The organism is Rhizobium sp. Leaf384 (assembly GCF_001424065.1).
Classification (GTDB): Bacteria; Pseudomonadota; Alphaproteobacteria; order Rhizobiales; family Rhizobiaceae; genus Ferranicluibacter.
This window is the reverse complement of record NZ_LMQE01000007.1, coordinates 261,923-282,226: the sequence shown is the minus strand read 5'-3', so window position 1 is coordinate 282,226 and position 20,304 is coordinate 261,923. Positions and strand designations below refer to the sequence as shown.

21 protein-coding genes are annotated in these 20,304 nt (G+C 63.8%); 11 read left to right on the top strand and 10 right to left on the bottom strand.

Going from position 1 to position 20,304, the window contains the following annotated elements:
• The first annotated feature begins 137 nt into the window (after nt 1–137).
• Nucleotides 138–1,469 (top strand): nucleotide sugar dehydrogenase, encoded by a 1,332-nt coding sequence (locus tag ASG25_RS17080; protein ID WP_062476607.1) that lies wholly within the window; start codon nt 138–140, stop codon nt 1,467–1,469.
• 3 nt (nt 1,470–1,472) lie between these two features.
• Here ASG25_RS17080 and ASG25_RS17075 read toward each other — a convergent pair whose 3' ends face one another.
• Complete coding sequence (locus tag ASG25_RS17075; protein ID WP_062476604.1) at nt 1,473–2,639, bottom strand: DUF3095 domain-containing protein; 1,167 nt, start codon at nt 2,637–2,639, stop codon at nt 1,473–1,475.
• A 155-nt stretch (nt 2,640–2,794) separates the two neighbouring features.
• On the opposite strand from ASG25_RS17075, the gene ASG25_RS17070 reads away from it, so the two are divergent.
• A complete protein-coding gene (locus ASG25_RS17070) occupies nt 2,795–3,277 on the top strand; it encodes a class I SAM-dependent methyltransferase (RefSeq protein ID WP_062476601.1) in 483 nt (160 codons plus the stop codon).
• A 58-nt stretch (nt 3,278–3,335) separates the two neighbouring features.
• On the opposite strand, the gene ASG25_RS17065 is transcribed toward ASG25_RS17070, so the two are convergent.
• A complete protein-coding gene (locus tag ASG25_RS17065) occupies nt 3,336–4,223 on the bottom strand; it encodes an FkbM family methyltransferase (protein WP_156379796.1) in 888 nt (295 codons plus the stop codon).
• Between the two features lie 245 nt (nt 4,224–4,468).
• On the opposite strand from ASG25_RS17065, the gene ASG25_RS17060 reads away from it, so the two are divergent.
• Nucleotides 4,469–4,867 (top strand): response regulator, encoded by a 399-nt coding sequence (locus ASG25_RS17060; RefSeq protein WP_062476598.1) that lies wholly within the window; start codon nt 4,469–4,471, stop codon nt 4,865–4,867.
• Between the two features lie 61 nt (nt 4,868–4,928).
• Here ASG25_RS17060 and ASG25_RS17055 read toward each other — a convergent pair whose 3' ends face one another.
• Nucleotides 4,929–6,887 (bottom strand): PAS domain-containing protein, encoded by a 1,959-nt coding sequence (locus ASG25_RS17055; protein ID WP_062476595.1) that lies wholly within the window; start codon nt 6,885–6,887, stop codon nt 4,929–4,931.
• A gap of 390 nt (nt 6,888–7,277) precedes the next feature.
• Here ASG25_RS17055 and ASG25_RS22845 point away from each other — a divergent pair, with 390 nt between their 5' ends.
• Complete coding sequence (locus ASG25_RS22845) at nt 7,278–7,436, top strand: hypothetical protein (protein WP_156466904.1); 159 nt, start codon at nt 7,278–7,280, stop codon at nt 7,434–7,436.
• An 88-nt stretch (nt 7,437–7,524) separates the two neighbouring features.
• Here the strand turns inward: ASG25_RS22845 and ASG25_RS17050 are convergent, their stop codons facing one another.
• Nucleotides 7,525–8,703, bottom strand: coding sequence for an aminotransferase (locus tag ASG25_RS17050; protein WP_062476591.1), 1,179 nt, complete (start codon nt 8,701–8,703; stop codon nt 7,525–7,527).
• Between the two features lie 281 nt (nt 8,704–8,984).
• On the opposite strand from ASG25_RS17050, the gene ASG25_RS17045 reads away from it, so the two are divergent.
• Nucleotides 8,985–9,512, top strand: a complete 528-nt coding sequence (locus tag ASG25_RS17045) for a DUF3833 family protein (RefSeq protein ID WP_062477131.1) — start codon at nt 8,985–8,987, stop codon at nt 9,510–9,512.
• A gap of 21 nt (nt 9,513–9,533) precedes the next feature.
• Here ASG25_RS17045 and ASG25_RS17040 read toward each other — a convergent pair whose 3' ends face one another.
• Nucleotides 9,534–11,156: a VOC family protein gene (locus tag ASG25_RS17040; RefSeq protein ID WP_062476588.1), complete on the bottom strand. Its 1,623-nt coding sequence runs from the start codon at nt 11,154–11,156 to the stop codon at nt 9,534–9,536.
• A gap of 11 nt (nt 11,157–11,167) precedes the next feature.
• On the bottom strand, nt 11,168–12,031 hold the full coding sequence (locus tag ASG25_RS17035) for an SDR family NAD(P)-dependent oxidoreductase (protein ID WP_062476585.1): 864 nt from the start codon (nt 12,029–12,031) through the stop codon (nt 11,168–11,170).
• 198 nt (nt 12,032–12,229) lie between these two features.
• Between ASG25_RS17035 and ASG25_RS17030 the strand changes: the two genes are divergently transcribed.
• Nucleotides 12,230–12,985 (top strand): Crp/Fnr family transcriptional regulator, encoded by a 756-nt coding sequence (locus ASG25_RS17030; RefSeq protein WP_062476582.1) that lies wholly within the window; start codon nt 12,230–12,232, stop codon nt 12,983–12,985.
• 20 nt (nt 12,986–13,005) lie between these two features.
• Here the strand turns inward: ASG25_RS17030 and ASG25_RS17025 are convergent, their stop codons facing one another.
• On the bottom strand, nt 13,006–13,173 hold the full coding sequence (locus ASG25_RS17025; protein ID WP_156379794.1) for a hypothetical protein: 168 nt from the start codon (nt 13,171–13,173) through the stop codon (nt 13,006–13,008).
• A gap of 313 nt (nt 13,174–13,486) precedes the next feature.
• On the opposite strand from ASG25_RS17025, the gene ASG25_RS17020 reads away from it, so the two are divergent.
• Nucleotides 13,487–13,912: a response regulator gene (locus ASG25_RS17020; protein WP_274533666.1), complete on the top strand. Its 426-nt coding sequence runs from the start codon at nt 13,487–13,489 to the stop codon at nt 13,910–13,912.
• On the opposite strand, the gene ASG25_RS17015 is transcribed toward ASG25_RS17020, so the two are convergent.
• The 3 genes from ASG25_RS17015 to ASG25_RS22840 all read right to left on the bottom strand — a co-directional run bounded on the left by ASG25_RS17015 (nt 13,896) and on the right by ASG25_RS22840 (nt 16,357).
• Nucleotides 13,896–14,924, bottom strand: coding sequence for a DUF2793 domain-containing protein (locus ASG25_RS17015; protein ID WP_062476575.1), 1,029 nt, complete (start codon nt 14,922–14,924; stop codon nt 13,896–13,898). The genes ASG25_RS17020 and ASG25_RS17015 overlap by 17 nt on opposite strands.
• 168 nt (nt 14,925–15,092) lie before the next feature.
• On the bottom strand, nt 15,093–15,869 hold the full coding sequence (gene cysQ / locus ASG25_RS17010; RefSeq protein WP_062476572.1) for a 3'(2'),5'-bisphosphate nucleotidase CysQ: 777 nt from the start codon (nt 15,867–15,869) through the stop codon (nt 15,093–15,095).
• 200 nt (nt 15,870–16,069) lie between these two features.
• Nucleotides 16,070–16,357 carry a hypothetical protein gene (locus ASG25_RS22840; protein WP_156379793.1) on the bottom strand — a complete coding sequence of 96 codons (288 nt, stop codon included), beginning with the start codon at nt 16,355–16,357 and terminating at the stop codon, nt 16,070–16,072.
• Between ASG25_RS22840 and ASG25_RS17005 the strand changes: the two genes are divergently transcribed.
• The 4 genes from ASG25_RS17005 (at nt 16,344) to ASG25_RS16990 (ending at nt 20,296) form a co-directional block, all read left to right on the top strand.
• A complete protein-coding gene (locus tag ASG25_RS17005; protein WP_062476569.1) occupies nt 16,344–17,246 on the top strand; it encodes a branched-chain amino acid ABC transporter permease in 903 nt (300 codons plus the stop codon). The two genes, ASG25_RS22840 and ASG25_RS17005, sit on opposite strands and share 14 nt — an antisense overlap.
• Before the next feature lie 70 nt (nt 17,247–17,316).
• Nucleotides 17,317–18,669 (top strand): high-affinity branched-chain amino acid ABC transporter permease LivM, encoded by a 1,353-nt coding sequence (gene livM / locus ASG25_RS17000; protein WP_244475322.1) that lies wholly within the window; start codon nt 17,317–17,319, stop codon nt 18,667–18,669.
• A complete protein-coding gene (locus tag ASG25_RS16995) occupies nt 18,669–19,577 on the top strand; it encodes an ABC transporter ATP-binding protein (protein WP_062476563.1) in 909 nt (302 codons plus the stop codon). Before livM ends, ASG25_RS16995 begins: the two co-directional genes overlap by 1 nt.
• A complete protein-coding gene (locus ASG25_RS16990; protein ID WP_062476560.1) occupies nt 19,574–20,296 on the top strand; it encodes an ABC transporter ATP-binding protein in 723 nt (240 codons plus the stop codon). Before ASG25_RS16995 ends, ASG25_RS16990 begins: the two co-directional genes overlap by 4 nt.
• The last annotated feature ends 8 nt before the right edge of the window (nt 20,297–20,304 follow it).

Here is a 20,304-nt window from a genome sequence, read left to right as displayed (position 1 = left end):
TGGCAGGGGCCGGGGGAATGCCTCCCCGACAGGGGCGCAGCACGCGGGGACGCCGCGTCCGGTCTTGACAGAGCCACCCCAAGTCCGCATCTGCCAAGCTCCGGCGTGCGAGGCACGTCCCAACCGCAAGGCTACCGATGAGCACGTCTTCCCACGCGGATCTCCTGTCGCGGATCGCCGGCCGTACGGCTCGTGCGGGCGTCATCGGTCTCGGATATGTCGGACTGCCGCTTGCGATCGCCATTGCGCGCAAGGGGTTCACGGTCACCGGGTTCGACATCGATCCCGGCAAGATCGTCGCCATCGAGGCGGGCCGGTCCTACATCGAGGCGGTCAGCGACGCCGTGCTCGCCGAAGAGCGGGAGGCGGGCCGGTTTTCCGCGACGGTCGATTTCGACGGTCTCGCGGCCTGCGACGTGATCATCATCTGCGTGCCGACGCCGCTCACGCGCCACCGCGATCCCGACCTGACCTATATCATCAAGACCTGCCAGGAGATCGCGCGGCGGCTGCGCCCGGGGCAGCTCGTCGTGCTGGAATCCACGACGTATCCCGGCACGACGACGGATGTCGTGCGACCGATCCTGGCGGCCACCGGGCTCGATATCGGTGCCGAGGTGTTCCTCGGCTTCTCGCCGGAGCGCGAGGATCCCGGCAATCGGGACTTCTCGACCACCAGCATCCCGAAGATCGTCGCCGGTGACGGCCAGCTGGCGGCAGAGGCGATGGAGGCCTTCTATGCGGCCGTGGTGGAACGTGTCGTGCCGGTGTCGACCACGGCGACGGCCGAAGCTGTGAAGCTGACGGAGAACATCTTCCGCGCCGTGAACATCGCGCTGGTCAACGAGCTGAAGACCGTCTTCGAGGCCATGGGCATCGACATCTGGGAGGTGATCGACGCAGCGAAGACCAAGCCGTTCGGGTACATGCCGTTTTATCCCGGGCCAGGCCTTGGCGGGCACTGCATCCCGATCGATCCCTTCTATCTGACCTGGAAGTCTCGCGAATACGAGATGCCGACCCGGTTCATCGAACTCGCAGGCGAGATCAATTCGGCCATGCCGAAGCACATCGTCGGGCGTCTCGCCGAAGCGCTGGATATTCATCTCGGCAAGGCGCTCAGCCGGTCGCGCGTCCTGGTGCTCGGTCTGGCCTATAAGAAGAACGTGCCGGATATCCGCGAGAGCCCGTCGCTCAAGCTGATCGAGCTGATCGAGGAACGCGGCGGCCGTGCATCCTTCCATGATCCGCATGTGGACGAAATTCCGAAGACACGCGAATATCTGGCACTGAAGGGCCGGCGCTCGGTGCCTCTCAGCGAGCTTGGCCAGTTCGACGCCGTGCTGGTGGCCACGGATCACGACGACGTCGACTATGCGCTCGTCGCGCAACAGGCGCCGCTGGTCATCGATACGCGCAACGTCTTTGCGCGCCGGGGCATCTCCGGCCAACGGATCGTGAAAGCCTGATCCTCAGGCCGATGGCGCCAGCTGCATCGGTGCCTTGAGATGGCTGGCCGCCATGGCATAGCCGCCATTGGCGCCATCGATGAAATGCATATGGTCGCGGCTGAGCGCCGTGGGCACGATGCAGGTCATCAGCGCTTCGTCCTGTCGATGCAGACCGTAGCGGCAGACGCCGTCCGACGCGGCGCGCGCCAGCCGCGCCTCGATGCTGGCGAGCCGTCCGGCGTCGATGTCGATCGTCATCTTCAGGCCGTCGTCGAACTTGCGGAAATCCGAATTGCTGGCGACATCCTGGCGATAGATCTTTGGATCGAACCGGCCGAGCGTCAGCCCGAGCCGCGCCAGCCCGTAGGTCAGGGCCGCCTCGAGGAGAACACGGCCGCGCTTGCGCAGACGGCTCTGCACGCCCACCGTCCGCACCTCCGTTTCCAGTCCCTCGCGGGAGAGACCGATGGTCGGACCGTCCGCCGGCACCGGATGCCCCTCGCGCTCCTCGCCCGCGGCGAGCGCGACGATATCCGCCACGAGCCGCGTGAAGGGCGCGGTGTCCGTGCCGGGACAGGGCACCGCGATGATCGAGACGATGGCGCCATGACGCGAGGCAATCGGGTTCCAGCGACAGGACAGGCCGGTAAGGTCCGGGCGGGCGCCGGCCGGTGCCGGAGCGACCAGATAGCGTCCGGCCTTCATCTCGTTTTCCGCCCATGCACCGCCGCCACCGGCAAACATGGCATAGGATACGTCCGGGCTGACCTGGAACCGCGCAACCCGGACATCGAACCCGGCGGCGCGAATATCGGAGACGGGAATAAGCGCCGCCCGCAGGTCGAGGTCGAGTTCCTCGCGCGTGTAGAGCTGCACCGAAGCGAGCGCGGATGTGGCCGCCACCAGGGCCGAGGGCGGCAGCGCCACAAGCGCGCCGTCACCGCCGAAGACGAAGGGAAGCTCGAAATGGCCGACGGCATTCAGAACCGACGAGATGACGCTGGCGCCGGCCATGTTCACGGCCTTGTAGCGGCCGGCCTCGATGGCTCCGGTGGAATCGACGATATCGGCGCTGGCGATCCACCAGTCGATGGGGAGCGGGCGATAGTTGCGCGCGTCCGCCACGCCCTCGAACGCCGTGAAGACGGGGAGTGTGGAAAAGAAGCGGTCGCTCTGCACCTGTGCCATGTCGGGAAGGTAGCACAACCGGACCCTTGCGAAAGGGCCGCACGGGATGACTTTTGCGTGGGTTGCCCTCCGGCTCCCTGCGAAGCGGGTCATCTGTTGCCTGCGGCATGGCCGAGGTCCTATAGAGAGCCCTCTCATCACCGGAAACCGCCTGCATGAGTCGTCTCGACAGTTTCATCGCCCGCCTGCTGGCGCAGCGCGCCATCCTCAACCATATCCGCGATGACATGGCGCTCCCGGGGACAGGGCCCGTGCTCGAGATCGGGCTCGGAAACGGTCGCACCTACGATCATATCCGCGAGATCTTCCCCGGCCGCCGGATCATCGCCTTCGATCGCGCCGTGGGATCGCACCCGGCGTCGACGCCCGCGGAGGGCGACCTGGTGCTCGGCGAAATCGCGGAGACGTTGAAGACCGTGGCCGGCCTTGGTGCAGCCTTCGCACACGCCGATATTGGAACCGCCTATCCCGATGTGGACGCCGAGACGAAGCGCTGGCTGCCGCCGAGACTGGCCGAGGCCCTGGCCTCCGGCGGGATCGTCGCCAGCGGCCTGCCGCTGGAGCATGCGGACCTTGCGCCCCTTTCGGTACCGGCGGGGATCGATCCGAAACGCTACTACCTCTATCGCCGGCTTTAGGTCATGTTTTGATGCATGTCGTTTCCCGAAACCGCTGCACACGTTCGGGCGACATGCGTTAGAGCGCGTCGGGCAGGAGCAGCAGGTCGAACTGATCCTCGTCAAGCGGAATGTCGGCCAGCGCCATCTCGGTCATGCCGGTTTCGGTGAAGACGATGCAGCGCGAATAGAACGCGCCGAGCCACCGTGCGAAGGCCAGCGCCTCGCTGCGGCCGTAGAAGACCGGCGAGAACTCGAGATAGAACGGCGTCCGGCGTTCGAGGAGCGGGATCATCGAACGCGCTGCGACGGGCTCGTAACCCTCGATGTCCATGAAGATCAGCGACACGTCCCCGGCTGCGATACCCGCGTCGGACAGAATGTCCATCACCGGGCGCACGGGCACGGTGATCTGTCGGTCGCGCGGGCTTTGCCGCGTGGTGCTGCTCTTGCCGTGATTGTCGGGATGCTGGAAAAAGTCGATCGTGCCCGTCGTCTCGCCCGCGGCGCAGGCAATGGCGGTGATCCGCTCCCGAAGCCCATTCTGGTCGATGTTCTGGCGGAGCAGCGCGTAGTTTCGCGGATCCGCCTCGATCGTCACAATATGCGGGACGGCACTGCCGAGCGCGAAGTAGAGCGTCTGCGTGCCGATATTGCCGCCGATCTCGAGGAGGGCGCCCGTCAGCGCAATTTCGCGCTCCGCGAGAGCGGCAAGAAGACGGACGACGTGATCGCGCTCGAACTGGCCCTTCCGATAGATCTTTCGGCCGATATAGTCGTGCGGCGAGAAGGTCATGACATGGTCGCCACAGTCGGCCGTCATGGTGAGCACGCGCGGGCTGACGCACTGGATCAGCAGCTCCCGCCCGTAACGTGTCGCGAACGCCCGGCGCGCGATGCGGTTGCGCAGCTTGCGAAGACGGCGCTTCCAGCGTCGGAAGACCGGCATGTCGTTGACGAGGGGCATGCGCCACCTTTCCCGGTCGATCGCGTTGCGCGGGTTACACCATAGGAGCCTTGCGAAAAAAAGGCCTCTTTGGGCTTTTTTGCGCCATCGGCAATGCCTGGGAAGATCGGGTTTTTCCAGCGGGAACTTTTCGCGTCTTTCCGCATTAGCGGGTGTCACGGTCCTGTTCCAGGGGCGGTCACACCCGGTTTTCCGGTGTGATATGCGGAACGGGTCGTTTCGGTCTCTGAGGTGGAAGTGTCGGTATGAGTTGCAATATCATGGTGGTCGAAGACGAGATTTTCGTCGCGACCGAAATCGAGTACGTGGTCGAAGAACTGGGCCACCGGCCCGTTGGAATTGCCGCCGATACCGCATCGGCAATCAAGCTCGCGCCTCTTGCCGATATCGCACTTGTGGACCTCAACCTGCGCGACGGTGCGACCGGTTGCGACATCGGTCGCCTGCTGGCCGAGCGCCACGGCATGACCGTGCTGTTCATGACGGCCAATCCATCTCAGGTCGGCGACCCGTTTCCGGGCGCCGTCGGCGTTCTGCCGAAGCCTGTCGCCGAGGACGAATTAAAGGCAGCTGTCCGCTATACGGTCGCACTGCGCGAAGCGCGTCCGGCGTCCGCGCCTGCTCGGCTGCGGGTGTTCGCGTAAACGCAGCCCCGGCTCGCAAAAATGTTCTCTGAACATCGGTCTTTCGGGACGAGCGGCGGCGCTACGAACGGCGGCCGACATGCCCGCTGCGCGTCAATGCCCTCAAGGGTATGGCAGCCTCGAGGCGCAACCCGTCCGCTTCCCAAAAGCGTTCGAGCTGGCCTTCGAGCTGGCCTTCCGTGCTGATCGTCATCAGGCGCGAGCCGAATCCATCCCTCTCCGGCTCGGTTATGACGATGTCTTCAAGCTTTTCCTTCCAGGTCAGGTGATAGGTCTCGCCGTCGATCCGCCCCGTGATCTCGACCCGCCCGTCGGTCGTGGACAGGGCGCCATACTTTGCCGAATTCGTGCCGAGCTCGTGCAGGAGAAGCGCGAGGGGCGTGGCCGCGCTATCGGCGATCACCGTGTCGTCGCCCGAGAGCTGGATCGCGCCGGTTCCGGACTCGCCCCAATAGGGTTCCAACAGCCGCGTCAGAAGGTTGAACAGGGTCGTGTCCGGCATGGTCAGACGCGACCTCTCGCTGTGCGGCCGGACGAAATCATGGGCGCGGCCCATGGCGTCGATGCGCTTGCGCAGAAGCTCGGCAAAGCCGCGGGCCTGCGGTTCGGAGCGCGCGGACAGGCTGATGATGCCGCTGAGCACCGAGAAGATGTTCTTGATCCGGTGGCTCAGTTCGTGCGCCACCACCTCGCGTTCCGCCTGCGCCATCTTGGCGTCGTGGATGTCGGTGCAGGTGCCGTACCAGCGGGTGATCCGGCCGTCGGCATCGCGGATCGGCAGCGCGCGCCCCAAAACCCAGCGATAGGCTCCGCTGTGATGACGAAGCCGGTATTCGATCTGGTAGGGTTCGCCGGTCTCCAGGCTCTGGCGCCAGAGCGACCAGGCGCGGTCCTGATCGTCCGGGTGAAAGATGCCGCTCCAGCCGGCGCCGTCGGTCGAGCCCGATGGCACGCCGGTGAATTCGTACCAGCGGGCATTGTAGTAATCGTGAAACCCGTCCGGGCGTGTCGCCCACACCATCTGCGGCATCGTGTTGGCAAGGGTGCGAAAGCCTGCCTCCGATTGCGCATAGGCTTCGGCCACTTCCTTCTGCGAGGTGATGTCGACGGCGATGCCGGGAAACCGGACGCAGATCCCGTCTTTGATCAGCGGCTGCCCCTCGGCCAGAACCCACCGCACCGACCCATCCGACTGGACAAGCCTGTATTCGATCGACAGTTTCTCGCCGCTCGTCATGACGGCACCGAGAACCTCTGCCACGCGCTCGGCGTCGTCGGGATGGATAGCCGCGGTGAAGCCGGAGATCGGTACGCCATCCGTCGCCGCGGCCGCGGGATCGACGCCGTAGAGGGACGCGAACTTGTCGTCGGCATAGACGCGATCGGCGACGACGTCCCAGTCCCAGATGCCCACCACACCGGATGCCTGCAAGGCCAGCGAAAGCTTTTCGCGGTTGCGCGACAGCGCCAGCTCCGCCTCGACCACCTTCGTCGTTTCCACCACGACGGCGAGCGCGCCGATGATGTCGCCGTCGTCGTCAAAGACGGGGCTATAGTCCAGGTCGAACCAGACGCGCTCCTCGGCACCGTTCCGGTTCACCGTCATCTCCATGTCCGCGTAGGAGAAGCAGGCCCCCCTCAGGACGCCATCGATGATGGTGCGGTTGAAATCGGCGATCTCGGGCCATGCCGTCAGGGCCGACATGCCGAAGCAGCCGGGATGGCGTCCGGCCGCTATGGTGGCATAGCCGGCATTGTAGATCATGATGCCTTCGGGTCCGAGAAGAAGCGTCATCGCGACCGGCGAGGCGAGGATGACCCGGACAAGGCTGGTCACGGATGTGGGCCAGCGGTCGCGCGGACCAAGCGGTGTCTGGCTCCAATCGCGGCTTTCCAGAAGGCGTGCGGTCTCGTTTTGCGAGGCAGCGACGATCGACCAGCGGCTGGCGGCACCGGAGCGCGCAGCGACGGCGTCGAGGCTGGCGTCTCGGGTAGCATCTGGCGGGGAAGAACTCTGCATGGCGCATCTCGGATCGGGTTCGGTCGCTCCACGCGCCTTCGGGCAATATAGGCAAGACCGGCCGAAAGTCATCTGTTTTCATGAGCCTATCGCCATGCCTGCTCGCTCTGTCCGCAACAGAGATGCAGGAAAAAACGCGGGAACGTCAACGATCCCGCACTGCCTGTAATGCGTTCGGATCGTGCATGAAGAAAGGATGAAGACGCGGCGGAACCATGGATGCGGATCGACGTTTTCATGGCGAGGGATCCCGGAAAGTACGAAATTTCGCAAACGACCGGGAGCTTGGAATAAATTGTCTATGAAATCGGTGGAAATTCAAGAATGTAGACGCAGAGCCGACCACGGTCGATTTTGCGAATGTGAAACGGCTCGCTAGTTCTGGAGGATATGATGCGAACGTCGAAACAGATCCTGCACGTACCCCACGCCCGATATTCCGATGCCGCTTCGACGGCACATCTGCCCAGCCTTCATGCGGTGCTGCGCACGCTGACGCTGGTTGCGGCCTTCGCGTTCATCGCAGCCTGCGTCTGCGGGGCCATCTGAGAGCCTCGCTTTTGTCGTGCCATTTGAAAAAAACCGGACTGCAGCCGCAGTCCGGTTTTTCTTTTGCGGACAACTTGGTTTCGGAGCGTCAGATTCCTGGCAGTTTGAAATCCTCAAGACGCCGACGCAGGAGGCCGATCGTCTCGACATCGGCGTTGGCGAAGGCGAACCGCAGGAAACCCTCCTGGATCTCGCCGAAATAATCGCCGGGAAGGCAGACGACGCCGGCTAGGGCTGCAAGCTTGGCCGCAACGAATTCCGCGCTGATGTCGGGGTAGGGGTGGCGGACATAGGCGAAGTAGGCGCCGATCGATTCGAGTTTCCAGCCCTGCAGGCCCGCCATCACCGCCTGCATTGCCGCACGGCGACGACCGATCTCGCGTCGGTTCTCGTCGCGCCAGGTGGCAAGGGAGGGGATGGCCTTGACCAGAGCCATCTGGCCGACGCGGGGCGCGCAGATCTGCAGGTTGTCCATGACCTTTGCGATCTGCTGGATCATCTGCACGCCGCCGGTGATGGCGCCGATCCGGTGGCCCGGGATACAGTAGGATTTCGAGAAGCTGTAGAGGCTGACGAAATGGCTCTGCCAGCCCTCCCGTGAAAAGATCTCGTGCGGCGGCTTGGTCGTATCGTCCAGAAAGTCGCGATAGGTCTCGTCGAGGATCAGCCAGATCCCCTTCCGGCGGCAGAGATCATAAATGTCGGCAAGCCGATCAGCGGGATAGACGGCGCCCGTCGGGTTGTTTGGCGAGACCAGGGCCAGCGCCCGGACGCGCGGATGCAGAGAAGCCTCGATCGTCTCGATATCCGGGACGAAGCGATCGGCCGCGTCGCAGGGCACGAGATCGACGTTGATGCCGAGCATCGACAGCGTCGTTTCGTGGTTGAAGTAATAGGGGTTGGTCATCAGGACGGTGTCTCCGGCCTGGACGAGCGCGATCACGGCCGCGGCGAAGGCCTGGTTGCAGCCGGCGGTGATCTGGACGTGCCGGGCCGCAAGCGGTGCACCGTAGAGTTCGGCGACATGCGTCGCATAGGCTGCGCGCAGAGAGGCTTCCCCTTCGATCGGACCGTAGCCTGCCGCTTCCCGGGACGACGCGGCCTCGCCGAGCCATGTCAGCATGTCGGCCTGCGGCGGATAGCCGGGCACGGCCTGACTGAGGTCGATCAGCGGGCCGTGCCCGCCATCATAGTCTCTGGCCCAGGCGGCGACCGAGGGGACGGGCGGCGGCGACAGCCGGGCGACCAGCGGGTTGAATGTCGGCATGGGTTCGTTCCTGTGTGTGATGATGGTCCGCCGGCCGGGAGGTCGTCTGGATCAGCATCGGAATCTATTGGGCACGGAGCGTTCAGGGAAAATGGTGGCTGATTTGCGCCGGAAGCGGATCCGGGTGTGTGTGGGGCGATTTGCCGCACAATTCCAGAAGCCGCCCCCGAAGCCAAGGCCAAGGGCTTCACACTGTCGTGCCGTCCCGATGTTTTGCACGCGTCGGAGAAACCGATCCGCCCTGAGATCCGTATCGTCTTCAGAACTGAATGGAGATGATCATGAAGATCGCATCAACCGTTTTCGCGACCACCCTTGCCGCCACCCTCCTAACCGCCTCGGGCGGGGCCTTCGCCCAGACGGCGAGCCCGATGCGCGAGACGGTGATGGAGCGCTTCTTTCGGGGGCAGACCCACGCCGCCGGCACGTTCCGGGCCATCAATGGTACCCGGCGAGACCTCGACATCGCGCTGCGCGGCACCGTTACCAAGACCGGACTGACCCTGCGCGAGGACATCCGCTATGCGGACGGCGCCAAGGAGCGGAAGACCTGGCGTTTCGTGCGCACCGGTCCGACGACTTACAGCGGCACCCGCGAAGACGTCATCGGCGGCACGACGGTGCGGGTCGACGGCAACGTCGTGCGGTTCAACTATCTTGTCGATCTCGATCCCGGCCCGAAGCAGGATCTCTACCGCTTCTTCGACACGCTGACATTTGCGCGTGACGGCAAGACCATGACGAACACAGCCGTCGTGTGGAAGACGATCCTGCCTGTCGCCCGCGTGAAGATCGACTTCCGCAAATAGCCTTAGGCGTGTCTCTCACGGTCAAGACCGTGCGGGACGCGCGTCCAACCAGCGGGCGACGGTACTGGCGTCTTCCGGCGAGAGTTCATGGCCGGCAGCGAGCGTGACCACGGTCGTCTCCGCGCCGGCCTCCGTGAGGGCTTTCACCTGGGCGGGTCGGTAGGCGTCAAAGCTGTCGTCGGCGCCGGAGACCACGAGAACCTCGGTGCCGGACAGGTCTGCCTCCGGAACGGTGTCGAGCGGCATCATGCTGCGCAGCAGGATGGCCCGGCGGATGAGCCCCGGCTGCAGGAACAGGCTGGCGGCAATCAGGTTCGCGCCGTTGGAATAGCCGAGAAACGCTGCGCGCTCGAGATCGATGCCGTAGCCGGACGCCGCACCTTCGACAAAGGCCGCAAGGGCTTCGGCCTCGCTCGCAATATCGGCCTGATCGAACGTCGCTGCGCCAAGGCGCCGGTAGAAGCGCGGCGCACCTTCCTCGAGGCTGCGCCCGCGCAGGGCGACCAGCAGGGCATGCGGCGCTGCCCTGCGGGCAAGCGGCAGCAGGCTCAGCTCGTTCGCACCGCTGCCGTGCAGCAGAAACAGCGTGCTGCCATCCGCTGCGTCTGCCTGATGAAGACGATGGATGAACGGCAGGTCGCGCGCTGCAAAACGTTCCTCGCCCGGAAGGCCGAACTGCGGGAGAAGAACGGTCATGTCCTCAAGGGTCGCGGTCTCTCCTGCGATATCCCGAAAGTGACCCGGCACGAACAGCCGGGTTCCCAGGGTCGCCTCGTCTTCGTCGATCGTCATGCCCGGGCTATCGGTCGCGACCTCGATCAGGCTGCCGCCGGGTTCCCGAACATAGAGCGAGAAGAAATAGGTCCGGTCATGTGCCGGGGTCGGGCCGGCATTCTCCTCGCCGAGCCTCTCCCGCAGCGCCTCCACGGCCGCGCGGGAGGGCGCGCGTACCGCAATATGGTCGATGGTGCCGGTGCCGGGTGCGGATGTCCAGAAGCCGCTGGCGTCGCGCACATCGATCACGTCGCCCGCGTCCGAGCGCAGGCGTTCGATCGTCTCGCTCTTCTCGCTGGACCGAAAACCGGTATGGCGCTGCAGGAAGGACGACGTCTCCGCAGCCCGGCTCGTGAGGATGGTGGCGCCGCGCAGCGCACGGATGGCGTCTTCGGGCGGAATGCCGTCGGTCGCGGCCGGGTTTCGGCCGGGCACTGCCGTCGTCCCCACCAGCTTGACGATGACGCCGTCGGGATCCTTCAGGCGCAGAACGGGCTCGCCGAATTCCGGGGCCGGGCCCGAGACCGGCACCAGGTAGCGCAGCGCACGCTGCAGCCAGAAGCCGATCGACCCGGGTGCGATGGCAAAGGCGATTTCGCTCGGCTGGCCTTCGCCGACCCTGCCGGGGCCACCGTCTTCCCAGACAAGGAACGACACCAGCGAGCCGGGCGTCCCCGTCCTGTCGCCGTAAAAGAGGTGCAGCTGTGCTGCGTCTTCAAAGCCGGCGGTCCGCTTGACGAGGCGCAGACCGAGAAATCCGACATAGAAATCGACGTTTGCCTGCACCTTCCGGGTAATGAGTGTGACGTGGTGAAGGCCGCTGGTGCCGTTCGGCGCAACGCGGTCGAAGTCGCGGGGGTTCGCTGTCATGGTGGTCTCTCCTACTGCCGCGGACGCTCCTTGGTCAGATAGGTGCGGAAGGCCTCGGCATGGTCGGGATGCCAGCGGGACAGCGGCGGCCGGTTTTCGACAATGTCGCCGGCCGCCCAGAGGATGCGCTTTTCGTCGAGTTCGCGGCTGACGTCGTTGTCCGGGCAGAGAATGTAGAAGTCGTGGCGCGCGAGACTGTCCATCATGAAATCGACCGTCTGCTCGGGCGTCCAGGCCGCGTCCGGCTTCTCGGTCCGGCCGTTTGCGGTCAGCCCGGTATAGACGAAGCCGGGGATGAGCAGATGCGCAGCGATGCGGCAGTCCGGCGTCGTGCGCAGCTCGTGTTCCAGGGCTTCTGTGAAGGCTTTGACGCCGGCCTTCGCAACGTTGTAGGCGGGATCTCCGGGTGGGGTGGTGATGCCCTGCTTGGACCCGGTGTTGATGATGAGGCCGGGTTCGCCATGCGCGATCATGGCCGGGCCGAACACGCGCGTCCCGTTGATGACGCCCCCGAGATTGACGGCCATCACGCGTTCCCAGTTTTCAAGCGGGCCGAACAGTGCGCTTCCGGGCTGGATGCCGGCATTGTTCATCAGTACGTGGACCTTGCCGAATCGCGCGATCACCTCTTCCTGCAGGGTCTCCAGCGCCTCGAGTTCCGAGACGTCCGTCGCGCAGGCGAGAACGCCGTCGGTCCCATGCGGGGAGACCGCGGCGACGGTACGCGCGGCGTCCGCCAGGCGCTCACCCTTGCGATCGGCCACCACCACCTTCATGCCGAGGGACGCAAAGCGGTGCGCGGCGGCAAGGCCGATGCCGGAGGCGCCTCCGGTGACGACGGCGACGGCATTGGCGGTGAGGGCGGCATGTGTCATGTTGGGTCCGAAATCTGCCCTGATTTAAGAGGGGCGCGGTTAGCAAATTTAATAGTGTCGCCCACGAAAGTAGGTAAGGAGGAGGCGCAAGTCCATCCTCTTGCTTCTGCCCGCCTTTTCCTGTTCCTTCAGCGCCAGACCGCCTGCCGAGCCAGACCTCTTCTTCGTCATCCCATTCGTCTCTCTCTTCGAGTCCCAATGTATCCCCCGAGAACGCGCAATAGCCGGCAGACGCCGTGCGACCAATGCCCCCTGCGTCATCTGCCGACCTTTCGCGAATTTCAGCCCGAGGAACTCGCCTTCGTTTCGCATTTCAAGACGGGCGAACTTTCGGTCGATGCCGGAACCACCGTTCTGGTCGAGGGCAACCACAGCGCCCATCTCTTCACCGTGCTGTCGGGCTGGGGTTTCCGCTACAAGATGATGGGGGACGGCCGCCGGCAGATCCTCAACTACATCATGCCCGGCGATCTCGTCGGCCTGCAGGGCAGCCTGATGGGCGAAATGAAGCATTCGGTGGAGGCGCTATCGGCGCTGACACTGTGCGTGTTCGAGCGCGAAAGGCTCGGTCAGGTCTATCGCAACCATCCCGACCTTGCCTTCGACGTGACCTGGATCGCGTCCCAGGAAGAGCGGATCCTCGACGAGCACCTCTTGAGCATCGGGCGGCGCACAGCGCTAGAGCGTGCAGCCTACCTGCTGTCGTTCCTCTCGCAGCGAGCCAATGCGTCTAATCTTTTCAAGGGAGAGCGTGTGTCGATCCCGCTGACGCAACAGCATGTGGCCGACACCTTGGGTCTCTCGATCGTTCACACGAACAAGACGCTGAAGAAGCTCGCGGAACGCAATCTCATCCGCTGGGCGGATCGCGGCTGCGACGTGCTGGATGCTGAAGGCCTTATGCGCGTGGCCGACTGGGATGGCCTCGAGGTCATCCGGCGTCCGTTCATCTGACAGAGTTCCGAGGCGCGCCTTCAGGCGCCGGGGAGCATGGGTGCGCGCATGGCGAGGCGTTTTGTGACATAGGCGCAGATCCGGTCGATAAAGCCTTGCTTTTCCTCGACAATGATCGCTTCGCCGTCATCGTGACCGAACACGCTTCGCGCGGCCTGCTCCAGTCTTTCAATTTCGCTGGCTGTCATGATATCCTCCCTCTTGCTCCCGATGACAAGAATGCGCCACAAGTGTTAAAAGTTCCCGTCGAGCGTGAGGACTTTCGAAAACACTTCCAGGCGGCGTTCCGTTCCTGAAGGAGCGTGGACACCTCGGACGTCGTCTCGACCGCGACACGACGGCCGGACGTCGCCACGTGGCGGGTTCACGATATGTCTTATTTAAATGTGAGGGCCGCCTGTTGGCTCTAGTGTTGAATTTGAGGACGTCGAATCATATTTGTGGGTCGAGCGAGCCGAACGGCTCCTGTCGCCCGAACTGCCTCTCAACGAATGGATCTTGGTGCAGCGTTTGGAAACACTTTCGTCAATCAAACGCGTCCTCGTGCTGGAAGACAATTTCATCATCGCGATGGAGGCCGAGGATATCCTGCGGACCCTCGGCGTTGAGACGGTCGATATCGCGACGAACGTCGCGCAGGCAACGCAGCTGGTGCAGGACCATGTTTTTGATTTTGCCCTGCTCGACGTCAATCTCGGCAACGAGACGAGCTTCGATTTCGCCAATATCCTGATCGCCCGCGATACGCCGTTCGGCTTCGTCAGCGGCTATGGCGAGAGCGCGATGTTTCCCGGCAGCCATCGTGACCGACCGCGCATTACCAAGCCGTTCAACGAGATCTCGATGAGCCAGCTGCTTGCCTCCGTATCGGGGGCAGACGACGCGTTGACGCCGTCCACCGAAGCGGCCTCTAAAGCATCGCGATAAGCACCTCCGTCCGGTCGCTGCCATAGGTGACCGTGGCGCTGCCGGCATAAACAAGCCGCAAGGCGTCGCCGGCCGTCAGGGCGGCAAGCGCACTGACGGTGCCGGCATGTCGGGCGGATGCGCCGGAAAATTCCCGAAGCGTCGCAAGGGTCTGCGTGCCGGACTGCAAAGCGAGCGAGAACGTGCCCGTCGGCTGGATCTCCGCCTTGAGCGTCACGAAATAGAGACCGGTTGCCGGGACCACGAGGCTCTGGCCGCCGCCTGCGACCGGGGCGCCGAGCGCGAAGCCGCCTTGCGAGAGCGGCAGGGACGAAAATCCGCTTTCACTGCCCTCGACGGGCGTTGACGTGCCGGCCGCCGTGGTCGCACGGGCGATCGGTCTTTGCGGCAGATGCACGCGACCGGCGGCATCTACGCGCAACGCCTCCTGCCAGAGCGCACCGTCGGCGCTGGTCTTGAGGGCAAACGTGTCTGCACCGCTCAAGCCCATTTCCGCCCGGCCGGACCAGCCGCTCTGGAAAAGCAGGCTCGCGACATCGGCCGGTGTCGCCTTGTTGATCTTGAGCTGATGGCCATGGCCGGCATGGCTGAGCAGCGTGGCATCTCCCGAAACGGCAAGGCGATTGACCTCGTCGGCCGTGGCGTTGACGCCGAGCCTCTCCAGGCCGGAAAGCGCATCGTAAGGGCGAAAGCGCGTGCCGTCGTGGATATGGAGGCGGTGATCTTGCGCCAAGGTCGCGCGCCAGCCCGGTCGAGGGGTGAGGAAGGTCCAGGCCCCGTCATCCCAGAGAGCGATCGTGCCGGCCTTTCCGAACCAAGGGCCGGCCGGGTCCGCCGCGACCTCGTAGCAGGCGCCTGGGTTGGGGTCGGCCGGAGGTTGCGACAGGGTCGCGACGATGACCAGCTGCGTCAGCGCATCCAGCCGCTGCAGCGCCTCATTGTGCGTGACGTGCTTCTGGGCCTGCGATGGCAGGATGTAGGGCATTTCGAGGTTGGGGGTCGTCTCGCTCATCGGCATCTCCTGTCGGGGTGCCGTCAGTGTGCGCGGCAGTCTGCCCGCGGGGAGGATCGCAAGGTCCTGGCGTTGGTTTGCAAGGGTTTTTTCCGTTTCTTCTCCCCGGCCTGCCCGTCGTTTGCGATGCAGCCCCGCCGCTCTGGCACCACCCCATGCCGACGCGTGTCAGCCGCGGCCGCGGGAAACGAAATAGGGATTTGCGAAATCCACGTCGGATCGCTGGTTGCGCTTGCCATAGAAGAGAGGGTTGCCGTCCATGGTCAGGGTTTCCCCACCCGCCGCGCGCAAGACGGCATCTCCTGCCGCCGTGTCCCACTCCATCGTGCGGCTGAGGCGGGGATAGATGTCGGCCAGCCCTTCGGCGAGCAGGCAGAACTTCAAGGAGGAGCCGACCGACTCGTAATCGGTGACGCCATGTTCCGCGAGATAGGCAATGGTTTCTGCGCTGTTGTGCGAGCGGCTGGCCAGCGCCACGATCCTGTCGCCGCGCTGGCGGCAGCCGATGATGGTGGGCGTGCCGATCTCCGTCTGCCCGGAGACGACGGACTTGCGGGCCCTGTTGCGCTCTGCCGCATAGAGAATGCCGAGGGCCGGCGCGTAGACGACGCCGAACGTCGGCGCCCCCGCCTCGATCAAGGCGATGTTGACCGTGAAATCGTGATTGCGTCCGACGAATTCCTTGGTGCCGTCCAGCGGATCGACGAGGAAGAAGGCGCGCCCGTCGATATCGGGAACGAGACCTGCCGATGCGGCTTCCTCGGCAACCACGGGAATGTCGGGGAATGCTCCCTTGAGATGTCGCAGGATGATGCGCTCCGCACTTTCGTCGGCATCGGTGACGGGGGAGGCGTCCTCCTTGTAGCGAACCTCCGCGCCGATATTGTAGACGTCGATGACCGCCCGCCCGGCTTCGACCGCTGCCTTCTCCAACACGTCCAACATCGCGCCTGCCGCGCTCCTTTCCCGTCTACGATGGCCGGGATGTCCGCGCCCACCGCCTTTCTCCACAACCATACAGGGATTTGCCTCATTCGTCAGGCAAATCCCTGTAAACGATCGTTACATTCCGTGGTGCCGGGACCCGGACCCCGGAGTGGGGCAGGCCGGGGCCACGCGGTGTGCCGGACGCGTTTCGCAAGAGATTACAGACGGATGGTTGCCGTGCGTTGCAGGGCATGGGCGCCAGCGCAAAGCCCTGATTTGCTTAAAATGTAAGCGTTTACTGCATTCAACTCAGCTGATTGCCGACGAAACCGCCAGATTTTTTCCTGTTGGAAAAGAATCTGTTGGGTGCCTTCTTTTTGTGCTTTTCTTTTCGAACGAAAACAGTATGGAATCCCCGCAAACGTCGGGTCCTCAACGGACTGCAGAACACGAGGCCGGACCCGACAAGGGATCTGGTCCAGGGGAAAATAGATGGTGTACTTCATCCAGCAGCTCGTCAACGGGCTGACTCTCGGATCTATCTACGGCATGATCGCCATCGGCTACACGATGGTCTACGGCATTATCGGCATGATTAACTTCGCCCATGGCGATATCTTCATGCTGGGCAGCTTTGCCGCCCTCATCGTCTTCCTGATCCTCACGACGCTCTTTGCCGGCATCCCCGTCGTCCTTGCCCTGCTCGTGATGATGATCGTGGCCATGCTCCTGGCAGGCCTCTGGAACTGGACGATCGAGCGGATCGCCTACCGGCCGTTGCGCGGGTCGTTCCGGCTTGCGCCGCTGATCACCGCGATCGGCATGTCGATCGCGCTGTCCAACTTCATCCAGGTGGTGCAGGGGCCGCGCAACAAGCCGATCCCGCCGCTGGTCAACTCCAATTTTGAGGTGCTCGGCATTTCGATCTCGCTGAAGCAGATCGTGATCATCGTCGTCACCGCCATCCTGCTCACCATCTTCTGGTATATCGTCAACAAGACGCCGCTCGGCCGCGCCCAGCGCGCCACCGAACAGGACCGCAAGATGGCGGCGCTGCTCGGGATCGACGTCGACCGCACGATTTCCATCACCTTCATCATGGGGGCCGCTCTCGCTGCCGTCGCGGGTACGATGTATCTGATGTATTACGGTGTTTCGGTCTTCACCGATGGCTTCATTCCGGGCGTCAAGGCCTTCACGGCGGCCGTCCTCGGCGGTATCGGCTCTCTGCCGGGCGCCGTCCTCGGCGGTATCCTCATCGGCCTCATCGAAAGCCTGTGGTCGGCCTACTTCTCCATCGCCTACAAGGACGTCGCAACCTTCGTCATCCTCGCGGTCGTTCTGATTTTCAAGCCGACCGGCATTCTCGGCCGGCCCGAAGTGGAGAAGGTATAAGTCCATGGCGAACATTTCCTCTCCCGTATCCCCGAAGCCCGCGTCCGAGCCGCATGCCGAGCAGAGCGTGATGGCGCGCGCCTTCAAGGAAGCCTTCTACGCCGGCCTCGTCTCTCTCGGGCTCTTCTGCCTCTTTGTCGGCGTGGAGACCTACCAGAACATCAACAACGAGCTCGTCTGGCGCATGCGCTGGGGCCTGCTGGCGGTGTTCGTGCTGGTCGCCGCCGTCGGTCGCTTCGTCAACGTCGCCTTCATCCGGCCGGCGCTGGACAAGCGCAAACTGGAAAAGGCCAAGAGCGGCGTTCTCGACGTTTCCGAGGACAAGGGCTTCTTCCATCGCCATTTCCTCAAGATCGCGCTCGTCGCCCTGCTGATCTACCCGCCGGTTTCCGTGATGTTGCGCGGCGTTCAGGGCTCGCTGCTCCTGGTCGACAATTTCGGCATCCAGATCCTGATCTACGTCATGCTGGCCTGGGGGCTCAACATCGTGGTCGGTCTCGCGGGACTTCTCGACCTCGGCTATGTCGCGTTCTACGCCGTGGGCGCCTATTCCTACGCGCTCCTGTCCACCCATTTCGGGCTGTCCTTCTGGGTCCTGCTGCCGCTCGCCGGCATCTTTGCGGCTCTCTGGGGCATCGTCCTCGGTTTCCCGGTTCTGCGTCTGCGCGGCGACTATCTCGCCATCGTGACGCTCGCCTTCGGTGAAATCATCCGCCTGGTGCTGATCAACTGGACGGAAGTGACCAAGGGGACCTTTGGGATCTCGGGTATCGCCAAGGCATCGGTCTTTGGCATCTGGTCGTTCGACGTCGGCTCGCCGTCGAACTTCGCCAAGGCATTCGGTCTGCCGATGTCGTCTGCATATTACAAGATCTTCCTGTTCTACGTGATCCTGCTGCTCTGCATGCTGACGGCCTATGTCACGATCCGCCTGCGGCGCATGCCGATCGGCCGCGCCTGGGAAGCGCTGCGGGAAGACGAGATCGCCTGCCGCTCGCTCGGCATAAACACGGTCACCACCAAGCTGACGGCGTTTGCAACCGGCGCGATGTTCGGCGGGTTTGCAGGCTCGTTCTTCGCGGCACGTCAGGGCTTCGTGTCGCCAGAAAGCTTCGTGTTCATCGAGTCCGCCGTCATCCTCGCCATCGTCGTTCTCGGCGGTATGGGGTCGCTGACCGGCATCGCCATTGCGGCGGTCGTCATGGTCGGGGGTACGGAACTGCTGCGCGAGATGAGCTTCCTCAAGGTCGTCTTCGGCCCCGAATTCACGCCGGAACTCTACCGCATGCTGATCTTCGGTCTCGCCATGGTGGTCGTGATGTTGTTCAAGCCGCGGGGCTTCGTCGGTTCGCGTGCGCCGTCGGCCTTCCTCCACACCAGAAAGAACGTGTCGGGAAGCTTTACCAAGGAAGGGCACGGCTGATGGTTACGGGAACGGCGACGACAATGTCTAAGGATCCAATCCTGAAGGTCGAACATCTCTCCATGCGCTTCGGCGGCCTGATGGCCATCAACGACTTCTCGTTCGAAGCCACCCGCGGCGAGATCACCGCCCTCATCGGCCCGAACGGGGCCGGCAAGACGACCGTGTTCAACTGCATCACCGGCTTCTACAAGCCGACCATGGGCATGATCACGATGCGCCAGAAGAGCGGCAAGGAGTTCCTGCTGGAGCGCCTGCCGGATTTCGAGATCACCAAGCGGGCAAAGGTCGCGCGGACGTTTCAGAACATCCGCCTGTTCTCGGGCCTGACGGTGCTCGAAAACCTGCTCGTTGCCCAGCACAACGCGCTGATGCGCGCCTCGGGCTACACGGTTCTCGGTCTCTTCGGGTTTCCCGCCTACAAGAAGGCGTCTCTCGCCAGCATCGAGCTTGCCAAATACTGGCTCGACAAGGCGTCGCTGACCGACCGCGCCGACGACCCGGCCGGCGATCTTCCCTATGGCGCGCAGCGCCGGCTGGAAATCGCCCGGGCGATGTGCACCGGACCGGAGCTTCTCTGCCTCGACGAACCCGCGGCGGGCCTCAACCCACGGGAATCGCTGGCGCTCAACACGCTGCTGCGCGATATCCGCACCGACACAGGCACCTCGATCCTTCTGATCGAGCATGACATGTCGGTGGTCATGGAGATCTCGGACCACGTCGTGGTGCTGGAATACGGGCAGAAGATCTCGGACGGCAATCCGCAATTCGTACAGAACGACCCGAAGGTCATCGCGGCCTATCTCGGTGTCGAGGATGATGAGGTCGACGAGGTGATTGCGGAAGTGGAAGAGGTTGCGGCAACGGTCGGTCACGAGACCGGCAGCACGGGAGAGCGCCCATGAGCCCGCTTCTTCACGTCAAGGGCGTCGAGACCTATTACGGAAACATCCGGGCGCTGGGCGGTGTCGATGTCGTCGTGGAGCCGGGCGAGATCGTCTGCATGATCGGCGCGAACGGCGCCGGCAAGTCCACGCTGATGATGACGATCTGCGGCAGCCCCCAGGCGCGCACGGGATCGGTGATCTTCGACGGTCAGGACATCACCCGCATGCCGACACACGAGATCGCACGGTTGCGGATCGCGCAGTCGCCCGAAGGGCGGCGCATCTTCCCGCGCATGACGGTCTATGAAAACCTGCAGATGGGCGCGAGCCTCGACAATCTGAAATATTTCAACGAGGACATCGAGAAGATCTTCACGCTGTTCCCGCGTCTGAAGGAGCGGCAGTCGCAGCGCGGCGGCACGCTGTCGGGCGGCGAACAGCAGATGCTGTCCATCGGCCGCGCATTGATGGCGCGTCCGAAGCTTCTTCTTCTCGACGAACCGTCGCTCGGGCTGGCGCCGCTGATCGTCAAGGGCATCTTCGAGGCGATCAAGAAGCTGAACGAGACGGAAGGCCTGACGGTGTTCCTCGTCGAGCAGAACGCCTTCGCCGCCCTCAAGCTGTCGCATCGCGGCTATGTCATGGTCAACGGACAGGTGACGATGAGCGGCGGTGGCCGCGAGCTGCTGGCCAATCCTGAAGTGCGCGCCGCCTATCTCGAAGGCGGGCACCATTGAGCGCCGGT

Coding starts and splice junctions, on each gene's coding strand:
- ASG25_RS17080 (WP_062476607.1), top strand. CDS start 138: ATGAGCACGTCTTCCCACGCGGATCTCCTGTCGCGGATCGCCGGCCGT.
- ASG25_RS17075 (WP_062476604.1), bottom strand. CDS start 2,639: ATGGCACAGGTGCAGAGCGACCGCTTCTTTTCCACACTCCCCGTCTTC.
- ASG25_RS17070 (WP_062476601.1), top strand. CDS start 2,795: ATGAGTCGTCTCGACAGTTTCATCGCCCGCCTGCTGGCGCAGCGCGCC.
- ASG25_RS17065 (WP_156379796.1), bottom strand. CDS start 4,223: ATGCCCCTCGTCAACGACATGCCGGTCTTCCGACGCTGGAAGCGCCGT.
- ASG25_RS17060 (WP_062476598.1), top strand. CDS start 4,469: ATGAGTTGCAATATCATGGTGGTCGAAGACGAGATTTTCGTCGCGACC.
- ASG25_RS17055 (WP_062476595.1), bottom strand. CDS start 6,887: ATGCAGAGTTCTTCCCCGCCAGATGCTACCCGAGACGCCAGCCTCGAC.
- ASG25_RS22845 (WP_156466904.1), top strand. CDS start 7,278: ATGATGCGAACGTCGAAACAGATCCTGCACGTACCCCACGCCCGATAT.
- ASG25_RS17050 (WP_062476591.1), bottom strand. CDS start 8,703: ATGCCGACATTCAACCCGCTGGTCGCCCGGCTGTCGCCGCCGCCCGTC.
- ASG25_RS17045 (WP_062477131.1), top strand. CDS start 8,985: ATGAAGATCGCATCAACCGTTTTCGCGACCACCCTTGCCGCCACCCTC.
- ASG25_RS17040 (WP_062476588.1), bottom strand. CDS start 11,156: ATGACAGCGAACCCCCGCGACTTCGACCGCGTTGCGCCGAACGGCACC.
- ASG25_RS17035 (WP_062476585.1), bottom strand. CDS start 12,031: ATGACACATGCCGCCCTCACCGCCAATGCCGTCGCCGTCGTCACCGGA.
- ASG25_RS17030 (WP_062476582.1), top strand. CDS start 12,230: ATGTATCCCCCGAGAACGCGCAATAGCCGGCAGACGCCGTGCGACCAA.
- ASG25_RS17025 (WP_156379794.1), bottom strand. CDS start 13,173: ATGACAGCCAGCGAAATTGAAAGACTGGAGCAGGCCGCGCGAAGCGTG.
- ASG25_RS17015 (WP_062476575.1), bottom strand. CDS start 14,924: ATGAGCGAGACGACCCCCAACCTCGAAATGCCCTACATCCTGCCATCG.
- cysQ (WP_062476572.1), bottom strand. CDS start 15,869: ATGTTGGACGTGTTGGAGAAGGCAGCGGTCGAAGCCGGGCGGGCGGTC.
- ASG25_RS17005 (WP_062476569.1), top strand. CDS start 16,344: ATGGTGTACTTCATCCAGCAGCTCGTCAACGGGCTGACTCTCGGATCT.
- ASG25_RS22840 (WP_156379793.1), bottom strand. CDS start 16,357: ATGAAGTACACCATCTATTTTCCCCTGGACCAGATCCCTTGTCGGGTC.
- livM (WP_244475322.1), top strand. CDS start 17,317: ATGGCGCGCGCCTTCAAGGAAGCCTTCTACGCCGGCCTCGTCTCTCTC.
- ASG25_RS16995 (WP_062476563.1), top strand. CDS start 18,669: ATGGTTACGGGAACGGCGACGACAATGTCTAAGGATCCAATCCTGAAG.
- ASG25_RS16990 (WP_062476560.1), top strand. CDS start 19,574: ATGAGCCCGCTTCTTCACGTCAAGGGCGTCGAGACCTATTACGGAAAC.